Annotated in this window: 8 protein-coding genes; 1 reads left to right on the top strand and 7 read right to left on the bottom strand. The window is 44.0% G+C overall.

What is annotated here, in order from left to right; translation table 11 throughout:
- Nucleotides 1–156: 156 nt before the first annotated feature.
- The 3 genes from AC805_RS13445 to psb29 form a co-directional block, all read right to left on the bottom strand.
- Nucleotides 157–939: a TylF/MycF/NovP-related O-methyltransferase gene (locus tag AC805_RS13445; RefSeq protein WP_055075899.1), complete on the bottom strand. Its 783-nt coding sequence runs from the start codon at nucleotides 937–939 to the stop codon at nucleotides 157–159.
- Between the two features lie 4 nt (nucleotides 940–943).
- Entirely contained in the window at nucleotides 944–2,554 is a 1,611-nt protein-coding gene (locus AC805_RS13440; RefSeq protein ID WP_055075898.1) for a DEAD/DEAH box helicase, read from the bottom strand.
- Nucleotides 2,555–2,858: 304 nt separating this feature from the next.
- Complete coding sequence (gene psb29 / locus AC805_RS13435) at nucleotides 2,859–3,569, bottom strand: photosystem II biogenesis protein Psp29 (RefSeq protein ID WP_055075897.1); 711 nt, start codon at nucleotides 3,567–3,569, stop codon at nucleotides 2,859–2,861.
- 282 nt (nucleotides 3,570–3,851) lie between these two features.
- Between psb29 and AC805_RS13430 the strand changes: the two genes are divergently transcribed.
- A complete protein-coding gene (locus tag AC805_RS13430) occupies nucleotides 3,852–5,381 on the top strand; it encodes a class I adenylate-forming enzyme family protein (protein WP_055075896.1) in 1,530 nt (509 codons plus the stop codon).
- 271 nt (nucleotides 5,382–5,652) lie between these two features.
- Here AC805_RS13430 and AC805_RS13425 read toward each other — a convergent pair whose 3' ends face one another.
- From AC805_RS13425 to AC805_RS13410, 4 genes are all read right to left on the bottom strand, one after another.
- Nucleotides 5,653–7,533, bottom strand: coding sequence for a DUF3685 domain-containing protein (locus AC805_RS13425; protein ID WP_082429498.1), 1,881 nt, complete (start codon nucleotides 7,531–7,533; stop codon nucleotides 5,653–5,655).
- A 285-nt stretch (nucleotides 7,534–7,818) separates the two neighbouring features.
- The gene (gene cysE / locus AC805_RS13420; RefSeq protein WP_072143619.1) at nucleotides 7,819–8,613 is read right to left on the bottom strand and encodes a serine O-acetyltransferase; all 795 of its coding nucleotides are present in this window, start codon (nucleotides 8,611–8,613) and stop codon (nucleotides 7,819–7,821) included.
- 140 nt (nucleotides 8,614–8,753) lie between these two features.
- Nucleotides 8,754–9,386, bottom strand: coding sequence for a YqiA/YcfP family alpha/beta fold hydrolase (locus AC805_RS13415; RefSeq protein WP_055075895.1), 633 nt, complete (start codon nucleotides 9,384–9,386; stop codon nucleotides 8,754–8,756).
- A gap of 65 nt (nucleotides 9,387–9,451) precedes the next feature.
- Nucleotides 9,452–10,348: an alpha/beta hydrolase gene (locus AC805_RS13410; protein ID WP_055075894.1), complete on the bottom strand. Its 897-nt coding sequence runs from the start codon at nucleotides 10,346–10,348 to the stop codon at nucleotides 9,452–9,454.
- Nucleotides 10,349–10,786 lie beyond the last annotated feature (438 nt).

The raw sequence follows: 10,786 nt of genomic DNA, 5'->3' as shown, positions 1-10,786 counted from the left end.
TATAGATAATTCAAATAAAAACTACAGCTTCGACTTCGCTCAGCTAGCTTACACCGAGGGCTGAGCGAAGTCGAAGCCCGTCTACAAGTTATTTAAAACAACTATACTTATGGCTAGCTACTTAACTTGTTAGCAGCTATTGCGCACAAATCTCTTCTATCTGCATGGTTTTACAAGAATACGTCCCGTATAATCGATGCGGTGTAAATAAATATTACTGTCAAGATTACTGTCAAGTTCTGCAAAATACTCGTCCACAGCCTTCTTGGCTCCTTGCCAATGTCCATAGTCATCGATAATCAGAATTCCCTTTTCGGTCAATATGGGATAAAGATGCATGAGCTCGTGTTTAGTTGACTCGTACCAATCCGTATCAAGGCGTAAAAGGGAAAGCTGGGATGGCATGTTGCGCGGAATCGTGTCCTCGACCTTTCCCTTGAGTAAATGAATCTTTTGTTCTGGATAACCCGTAGATAAAATATTTGCTCGAACCTCATCTAAACTTGCGTAACACCAGATTCCGCTTCCCTGCGGAGCGCGATCGAGTTGCAAGTCGGCAGAAACTCCATCCAAACTTCTATCGTCGGCAGTCGGTGAAGACATGCCCTCAAATGTATCGAAAAGGTAGAGCGATCGACTGAGATCACCGAGAGCCATAAGGGTAAGCGCAACTGTCATCATGCTGCCTCCCCGCCAAACGCCACACTCAGCAATATCCCCCGCAAGTCCATTCTGAGACACATAGGTTACAGCATTAATTAATGTTGCCATGCGTTCTACACTGGTCATTGTAAAAGGCTTTGCCGCTAAAATTATCCTCTGCTGAGATTCGGATAAATCGGGTACGGAAGCGAGTTCCGAGGTTGTCTCCGAGACAGGTACATAAGGTACTAGGTCGTAACCAAACCGACGCAAAGTGCTTTTTAGTAGTTGTTTCATAAAATCAAAAACCTTGGGGGCGTTTAGATCTGCGAGGAGTTTCGACCCGTTTACGCTTGGGAGGAAACCACGATCGCCAGATCCATAGGAGAATATTTTCCATCCTTTCCGCTAGCTCGATCGCCGCTTTGCCCACCTGTTGCAAAGGTGACAAATGACGTTTTGGGGGGCTAGAGCGTCTCTTTGCAGAAACCTGCGATGAAGCTGGAGGCGGAATTTGGCGATTGGGAGCGGAGCGGCGATCTCGATGGGCGAGCGATTGCGTTGCCTCTGATGGCACTCTCGGCGATCGGCTCGAAATCGATCTAGCTGGTGGGGATTGGCTATAGGTTTGGCGAGCTAGTTGCGTTTCGAGTTCGGTATGCGTGGGCAGATGAAAGAAATCAACATCAGTTTCATAAATTTCGACGCGCCGCTTGGGAAAATTAGGCAGATCGATTTGTGTCTTAGAAAAGGCGATCGACGGCTCGATTGGCGGTGCGATCGCCTCTTCCATAGGGTTGATCGATGCTTCGGGGGCAGGAATAAACTCTGTTAATCCTTGCAACGTCCAGCATCGGTCTGCTTTTGCCCCCCCCAAGCGCAAACAGTTTCCCGCATGATCGAGAATCAATGCTTTCCGTCCTTCCTTAGGGCGCAGCCCCCGACCGAGCATTTGCAAATGGAGAGCAACGGATTTGGTGGGACGGCAGAGCTGAATAACTTCAATTTCTGGAACGTCAAAACCTTCAGTAAATAAATTAACATTACAAAGAACTTGAGTTTCACCAGCGCGGAAACGTTCGAGAATAGCTTGGCGATCTTTGGGAGCAGTTTCGCCATCGATATGTTCGGCTACAATACCTGCGGCGCAGTAACGTTCAGCGATCGCTTTGGAATGATCTAAGTTAATGGCAAATACGACACAGCGCTTTTGGCAAGCGTGGCGCAAATAAGCATCCACAGCGCAACCAGCAACATAGCGGCGATCGATCCGCTCAGCCAGATCGGCGGAATTAAAATCGCCTCCTGCAATGCGAATGCCTTCTTCTGTTGGCAAAAAACTTTCAGGAGCAAGAACTTCATAATCCGCGAGAAATCCTCGCCAGATCAATTCCGATACGGAAGGACCGATCACGAGAGCCTCGTAAAGGCGATCAAAACCTCGCCCATCTAGTCGCAAAGGGGTAGCTGTCACTCCCAAAATCAAAGCTTCAGGGAAACACCTCAAAATGGATAGATAGCTGGGTGCAAGGGATAGGTGGGCTTCGTCGATAATTACTAAAGCGATCGCCCCTAAATCTATTTCTTGTTTTTCGAGTCGTTTTACTAGCGTTTGTACAGAGGCGCATTGCACTGGATACTCTAGCTGCATCGGGCGATCGGCTTTGATGATACCTACAGGCGATCGCAGGATTTTTTCTAAGGTTTTTTTAGCCTGCCAGAGTAATTCCTCCCGATGTACTAATAGGAGAACACGCCGATCGCGATCGCAAAAATGTTTGGCAAGTTCGCTAAAGGTGCGGGTCTTTCCCGAACCCGTAGGCATGGCTAACAAGATAGAGCGCTTGCCCTGTTGCCAAGTTGCATAAATTTCATCGATGACCCGTTGCTGATAGTCTCGTAATTCGGACATCTCGCGCCTCAAAAAAATCCCTAGTATTATGCCAGAAGTTTTCCAAAACGCATTACAGATTTTTTATACCAATTCACGAAAGTGTTGTCACACTTTCGTGAATTAAAAACTTAACTTAGTAATGGTTTCTAAGAAATGGCTACGCCATTTCTTAGAAACCATTTAAGAATTACTTTCTGCGGTCAAAAGCTCTAAGAGATCCCCCTCAATCTCCCTTAAAAAGGGGGAAGAATTTAATCCTCCCCCCTTTTTAAGGGGGGCTGGGGGGATCTATCCAATTCTTAAATAGTTTCTTAGCTTGAGATTAGGATGGATTATCGGGAGTTTCCGTAGTTTTAGCACTGGATAGGACAGCTTCCTTTTGAGAGCGTTTTTTACGCTCAGCTTCTACCATATCGGCAATCATCTGACGGGCTTGCTCGATTTTGTCAAGATTCGAGCGATAAAGATCGACATCCTTAAGTAAGCGATCGCTTCCAAATTTCAGCGTCTCACCCACTAGTTTGATTAATTCTTCGCGCTTGGCACTATCGGCGATCGCTTCTGGATCGCTAATTTCTAGCAATGCATAAAGCCCTACGCCTAGCAAACGGCTATATTTAAAATTTTCTTTAGCAGAAATAATTTGTAGTTGCCCCGACAAAGGTTCAAGGATAATCCCCGAATCCAGATTGGTAAGTAGGGTTTTAATATCGTTAGGTGATCGCGTCGCTAAATCGCTGAGATTAGCTGCATCTTGACGAATGCGATCGGAATCAAATTGCAGTGCCGCGCACAATGCATGAAATACCGCAAAGCGATCGGTTTCAGGTTTATAGCCTGCTGTAAAGCGATCGAAAGTAGTTACAAAACCTAACGCAAAAATTGCATCGTAAACAAATGTTTGATTGACTTTCAGTAGATGAATTTCCACTAAAAGTTCGTCCACAACCCGTCGGTAGACCTGATTGACTGGTTTGGGGAAGGCTAAATAAAAGTCTTTTTTGGTGTCAGAAACAGTACGAACGGTATTCACAGTCAACAAAACCTAACGGCAAGATAGTTCAATTTATCATCGCACAGATAGCCGTGGCATCGGTCTATCCCTGTAGATAAATTTCTCGCCAGTCTTACAGCAGAATTAAAAACCAAAAACAGAGATTGTACCGTCCGCGTAGCGGACGGTACAATCTCTGTTTTTGGTTTACTTTTGCATAGCGCAGTACTTTATGATGATGAGAATTTTGAGCGATCGCGCTCGGCACTGTAAAATGTCGGACGATCTCCTGATTGAAAAATTGCTAGAGGTAAATCAGTCATGAATTTAGCACAGCTAATTTCCGAAACCGCCGCAAAATATGCTGACAAACCCGCAATTATTTTTGAGGGAAAAGTTTGGACTTACCAAGAATTCGACCATCAGGTGCAATGCTACATTACCAAACTCGATCGCTTTGGTATTAAAAAAAGCGATCGCGTCGCCATCCAATTACCCAAATGTATTGAGTTTTTATTTTTTCATTTTGCCATTCTCTCCATCGGAGCGATCTCTTTACCGCTAAATCCCGATTATCGTCCTGAGGAGGTGGTCTATTTTCTCACGGACTCAGGAAGTTCGCTATTAGTAACTTCTCAGCTCCTCTACAGCAGAGTTAAGCCATCGATTCCACATCTTTCCGAATTGCAAATTCTACTTCAGGATGAGGATTCATCGCCTTCAGAAGTCACTGCCAATGCTTCCATCAGATCGGCTGGCAAGGCGATCGCCGCAAAATATGCGACAGATCTCGATGATATAGCCATGATTTTATATACGTCTGGAACGACAGGACGTTCTAAAGGTGCAGCTATCTCACATCGCAATCTGATCGCGAATATGCAAGCTCTCCACAAAGCATGGGCATGGAGCGATCGCGATATCCTTCTTCATGTTTTGCCCCTATTCCACATTCATGGTTTAAATGTTGCGACCCTAGGCGGACTGTATGCAGGAGCAACCATTGTCATGCTGGAAAAGTTTGAGTCTCAAAGGGTCTGGGATACATTAGTGTCGGCAAACTGTACGATATTAATGGGGGTTCCGACCATCTATCAGCGTTTGATCGATACATGGGAAAAGCTCGCATCAAAACCCGACTTAACGAAAATGCGGCTGTTTATCTCTGGCTCTGCGCCCTTAAGCGATCGTCAATTCCATCAGTTTGAGAATCTCACGGGTTTCCGCATTCTCGAACGCTATGGCATGACTGAAACGGGGATGAATGCCTCCAACTTAATTGAAGCTGACTATCGCAAAGCCAAAAGCGTCGGCTTTCCATTAGAAGGAGTTGCCATCCGCATCGTCGATCGGGATGGAAAGGATGTCCAAATGTCTGAAGTGGGAGAAGTCTGGATCCGTGGCGACAATGTCTTTCAAGGCTATTGGGAAATGCCCGAAAAAACAGCAGAATCCTTTGTGGATAGGTGGTTTCGGACGGGCGATCTCGGCTTTCAAGATCCCGATGATAACGGTCGATTGTACTTAGTTGGTCGGGCTAAAGAACTAATCATTACGGGTGGATTTAATGTATATCCTAAGGAAATTGAAAATGCGATCGAATGCCATGAAGCAGTCAAAGAGTCCGCCGTATTAGGGCTAGAGGATAGGGATTTTGGGGAAAGGGTTGTAGCCGCGATCGCCCTTAAAGAAACGGCTGATATTACTCCTGAAGCATTAATCGAACATTGTAAAAGCCGTCTTGCAAACTATAAATGCCCCAAGCAAATATTTTTTATTGCGAAACTTCCCCGCAATGCGATGGGTAAAATCCAAAAAAATATTCTCGCCCAACAACTTCAAAACCTTTAGAAACCATTTAAGAATTGGATAGATCCCCCCAGCCCCCCTTAAAAAGGGGGAAGAATTTAATTCTTCCCCCTTTTTAAGGGGGATTGAGGGGGATCTCTTAGAGTTTTTGAACTTTGAAAACCCTTGCTGGGTTTGGATTTTAATTCACGAAAGTGTGACAACACTTTCGTGAATTGGTATAAGCGATCCTAAATTCTCTTTCCTATAGCAACATAAGGTTTGCCTAGAACATAAAACCCAAAAGATGAGTGGCGGCGCTTAGCGCCGCCACTCATCTTTTGGGTCGATCTTGCCAAGCAGTCCCAATCCCCTGTACTACACCACGTCCGATCAACCCGATACCACGACCAATCACATTGGTTAATAAGTACACAAATCCACTGCCAAGGAAGGCGATCGCCGATTTTAGTCTTGGCGCGATCGCATCTTGGATTTCCAGTACTAAGGTTACCGCTAGCTGCACACCTTCTAACTTTTGGAGTTCCTGATTGCGGGGTGCGTAGATACTTATCCTTTTGATACCGAGATCGCCAAAGGTTAAAAAGGTATGACGACTTTCAAAAATTAATTGTGGTTCGAGGACGTATTTTTCTAGGCGATATTTCCAAGATAGGTCGTTCCGAAATCTTTCTATTTCACGGGTTGCCAGCAAATTATATCGATAGAAGTTTTGCTTGATTTCTTCAGCATTGGCAAAATTATTTAAAAGCGGTTGAATTACAGCATTCGCAATTTGAATAATGACATTGTCTAAAATCAGTTCCAATCTCTGCATTGCTTCAGTCGAACCAAGCGATACATTCTTACTATCAACTACTAATTCTGTTTCAAATAATAAGTGGGCAAGAAAAGAATTAAACTGAGGAATCTTATTGAGAAATTCGGCTTGGATGATTGCATAATCCTTGAGTAAAGTGTCAACTACATTTACCTCATTACTTACCTCATTACCAATATCAGTAATACTTGTGACCGCGTAGTATTTGCCAAAAAAATTAATTACGGTTTCTTGCCATATCCCTCTTAAAATATCAGGAGTTTTAGACTCTAGCTGCGATGGGAGAATTTGAGCAAACCTCAATTCTGTAAGGCTTTGTTCGATTTGCCGCAGGGCAAGATATAAAAGTTCGCGCTTCTTATCATCTTTTAAAATGTCAATTTCTAGGGGTGTCTTACTCCAATTAGACAGATTAGATTGAATTTTTGTAACGGTTTTGTCCCATAAACTAGCTTGGATCGCGAGAATATTATGTTGATTCTTTAGCTCGGATCGCTCCTGCGTTCTATCAAATTTAGTGATTAGGCGATCGCCTATATCCACATCTGGGCTAGCCATTTCGGAAGAGAGATCGAGCGGAATTTGAGAAATCGCAGGAGTTGAGGTTTGTCCCCATAGCTGTCGCATTAGCCAACGCGCAACCTGTAGTTCGCGAACTTGTCCTGCCAAAACGATCTTGATTAGGCGATCGCCGATCATATTGCCGATCTGATCGCCGATATGATCGTTTACCCCAGACAAACTCAATCTAACCTCAGCTAGCAAGCGATCGATCTGTCCTACTCCCGATCGATAAAAGCTCCGTTTGACAATCTCCATCACAGTTTGCTCTGGCATATTGGGGACTGAGCGAACATTCTGACTGACTTCATTCTGGCTGACTTCATTTTGGTAGCGCTCCCCCAAATATTGACCACCACGGGCAACTTGACGGATCGACGCAACTAATTCTTCGGGCTTGTTTCCCTTTATGCCGTAGCCATCAATACCATAAAGAATGGCAATTTTTATGAGTTCCAAAGACGACTGAGAAATCAATACGAATAGGGGTAAATGGGGATATTGAGACTTTAGTTGTTGGCATAGATCTAACCCCACACGACCTATTGACACAGAATCTCGACTTTCTCCCCTTAAATTGAGATCGAGAATCACTAAATCAATCTCAGGGATTTCTCGCAAAATCCTTAAAGCATCCTCGGCTGTTTCCACATCTGCCGATACTTCTAAATCTGGAAACTCAAACAACCACGATCGCATTCCCATCCGAAAAATGCGATCGCCATCTACTAAAAGCAACCTATACAACTCGTCACTCATTAACTTACAAATTAAGTTCGGGCAGATTGGTGCAAGAACTTTTAAATCATACATATAGCTACCGCCAACTGTATCAAGACATATAGCTATAGCCAAATAAGTTAAGGCATAAAACCCAGAAGAGTGTTGCGGCGCGAAGCGGCGCAACACTCTTCTGGGTTTTGTTTTTGTCCTAACATAACTGGCTACTGCTATAAAACCTAAAATCATGTTGTCACGCGGAGCGCGACAACATGATTTTGGGTTTTAATTTTGTCCTAATAAGATTGGCGGTATCTATAAAACATCAAACGTACAAGCCTGTGCCGTCCACGCAGCAAAGGCTTGTACGTTTGATGTCTAAATTCCACCACCCTCAGAAAAGCCTTCGTATTCTTCAGGCTCAAAACGATCAACGCGATCGCAGGGCGTAAGATGTCTGGGGCGGACATTTTTCAAAAGTTCTGAATCGATGATGTAGTTATTTAAGGGATGTAAAGTATGGGCTTCGGCATGTTTTTCTAGTTGCTCGACGCGACCGATCAGCGATCGGATTACATCGCCTTCAGGATCGGGAACCTGAAAATGATCGAGGGCAGAAACCTTAACCCCATGACGATGGACAATGCGCCCTGGGATGCCAACAACGGTGCAATCGGGGGGAACACATTTCAACACCACGGAACCAGCCCCAATACGAGAATTACTACCGATTTCTATGTTACCTAAAACCTTTGCGCCCGCACCAACCACCACGTTATTGCCCAAAGTTGGGTGGCGTTTGCCCGATTGCTTGCCAGTACCGCCAAGGGTTACGCCCTGATAGATCAAGACATATTCACCAACAATCGCCGTTTCACCAATTACTACACCCATGCCGTGATCGATAAATGCGCCCTTACCAATCTTTGCGCCTGGATGAATTTCAATGCCCGTTAGGAATCTTGCCATCTGGGAGATCATCCGAGGGAGCACTGGCAACTTCATACCATGCAGCCAATGGGCAAAGCGGTACAACCAGATCGCATGAAGTCCAGGGTAGCATAGCAGTACTTCTAGCCAGTTACGCGCAGCAGGGTCGCGCTCAAAAATGATAGCGAAGTCGGCTCGCAGCGTTTTAATAATATTTTTCAATGGTTTTAAAACCCTTTTTATTTCTACTGCTGATTTTAAGATCCTAGCGGATATTTTGTATCAAATGAAACTACCCTTTGGAATGACTATTTAAAAAATAGGCAATTCACGCCTCTTCATAGGTTGTTAGCTAGCCCCGTGATTTGGCGACAGCATAAATTTTAGAAAATGGACAAAAATTGCTTTAGATCTTGCCAAGTAGTCTCTAAATCTTTGCCGAGAGCGTGGTCGTCATCTAGTAATTTTAAAGTAACTTGCGATCGCCTTTTGGCAAATTCTTCACTTAAAGACGCTGGTACAACCTGATCATGAATGCCGTGAAAAATCAGTATGGGTAGCGATCGCATTAACTTTTCTTCGGAATATTGCTGGGCATCGGCGAAAAATTTAAATTGTAAATTTACATCACGCTTCATCCCGTAATGATAAAACTCGCGGATACCCTCTTCTTCCCAGCGCTTAATATTTTCCGAGCCTAAAGCTTTAGCTATCCTCTGACTAAACCCAAAGGCTGGGGCAAATAATACTAACTGCTGTACCGACAGATTTTGAGCGGCTAGTTGTACTGCCAAAAATCCCCCAAGGCTAGAACCAATTACCGCGATCGGTTCGTCATCGCTGAGATAAGTCTGTAGGTGAGCCAACTGCTCCGTAAGTGTCACCGATGAAAAATCCGCGAGATTGAGATCGGGAACATGCAGAGTCAGTCCATGCTCGGCAAACTTTTGTTGCATATATTTTGCTTTCGTGGACTGAGGACTAGAGGCAAAACCATGTAAATAGAGATAATTCATCAATTTATGTCAGAAATTCTAAACCTCCACTAAATCTATAGCGTTTTGCAAATGAGCGCACGCTCTTACCTATTTAGCACGACCTTATTTTGAGGATAGAACTGTTTGAGGATCAAGCCCAAACGGTAAGACCACGCTCTCTCATCATGACCTCCTTCCCTATCCTCATACTTAAATAGATCTCTACCAAGTACGTACCCATAGTCTTTCTCTAGAATTTCTAACATCCTGCGAGCCCATCTAGTTGCTTGCTGCTCGATGACAAAATTATGGAAACCACCCGAACGTTTAGTTCCCCAATCAATCCATAAACGGGGGCGATATTGATTGTCTTTACGAAGATATTTCCCAACAGCCAGCATCAATGGAGAACTTGGCAAGTTAAAAACACCACCCGCCCAAAATGATGGAGAGAGCGCACCGATATTACCAAAGCGATCGGAGTAAATCGCGCCTGTATAAAAAGCTGCCAATCCACCATGAGAGGAACCGAGAATAGTCGTAGAACTGCGATCGCTGATAGTTTTGTAATTAAGGTCAATAAACGATTTTAGCCGTACCATGTAATTAGCATATTCTGGTAGCCCACCACCTTCCTTTTTAAAGGGAGTAGAAAACTCTTCTACATGTAGATATTCGTAGGAGCGATTAAGAGGATGAACTGCCACGACAATTACAGGCTCTATTTCTTGCTTGCTGTATAAACTTCTCATTACATTTGGGACATCCCATGAGTAAGGACTCAATCCCCCTGCCCAGAAAGCAGTATTGCCATCATTCATATACAGTACCGAGTAATCGCGATTATCCCCATAGGTACGCGGTAAAAAGACATGGACTTTACGGGGGCGATCGTTTTTAGGATCTAACTGTAAAGCATCGTAAGTATGAAAATACCCACTCTCATCACCTTCATCATGATAGTAAGCTTTCTGTCCACCTAGATTAAATGCATGAGCCATAGGTACCTATACATCAAGAAGATGAGCTAAATAAATATGAAAAGAGAAACTCCCTCTAAATGCCAAGAATACTGATGCCCCAGAAATTAAACCTAGAGTATAGCAGAAATTCTATTTCTGCAATAATGACTTACAATTCCCATTCTTCTTAGGATTAATTCACTAATTCTCCTTGGATTTTAGATAATGCTAAAGAAGCAATGCGGTGTTTAGTGATTCTTTTGTAAGCGGGACTGTCGTAATATATATAGCTGTCGCAAGTCTTGTGAGGACAAAATTAAAACCCAAAATAGTGTTGCCGCGCGGAGCGCGGCAACACTATTTTGGGTTTTAGATCCTAGCTATCTCTTACTGGGTTTTATGTCCTAATCCACTACAGCAATTATCGATTAAACGAACCAAAAGGAAATTCCTGAAAGTGTTGCGAAGCAACGCTTT

Source organism: Pseudanabaena sp. 'Roaring Creek' (genome assembly GCF_001402795.1).
GTDB lineage: Bacteria > Cyanobacteriota > Cyanobacteriia > Pseudanabaenales > Pseudanabaenaceae > Pseudanabaena.
Note: the sequence above shows the minus strand (reverse complement) of the source record. Positions and strands in the feature narration are given on the sequence as shown.

Excerpts from the sequence above, each read along its gene's own strand:
- AC805_RS13445 (WP_055075899.1), bottom strand. The coding sequence starts at position 939 with ATGAAACAACTACTAAAAAGCACTTTGCGTCGGTTTGGTTACGACCTA.
- AC805_RS13440 (WP_055075898.1), bottom strand. The coding sequence starts at position 2,554 with ATGTCCGAATTACGAGACTATCAGCAACGGGTCATCGATGAAATTTAT.
- AC805_RS13430 (WP_055075896.1), top strand. The coding sequence starts at position 3,852 with ATGAATTTAGCACAGCTAATTTCCGAAACCGCCGCAAAATATGCTGAC.
- AC805_RS13425 (WP_082429498.1), bottom strand. The coding sequence starts at position 7,533 with ATGTATGATTTAAAAGTTCTTGCACCAATCTGCCCGAACTTAATTTGT.
- AC805_RS13415 (WP_055075895.1), bottom strand. The coding sequence starts at position 9,386 with ATGAATTATCTCTATTTACATGGTTTTGCCTCTAGTCCTCAGTCCACG.
- AC805_RS13410 (WP_055075894.1), bottom strand. The coding sequence starts at position 10,348 with ATGGCTCATGCATTTAATCTAGGTGGACAGAAAGCTTACTATCATGAT.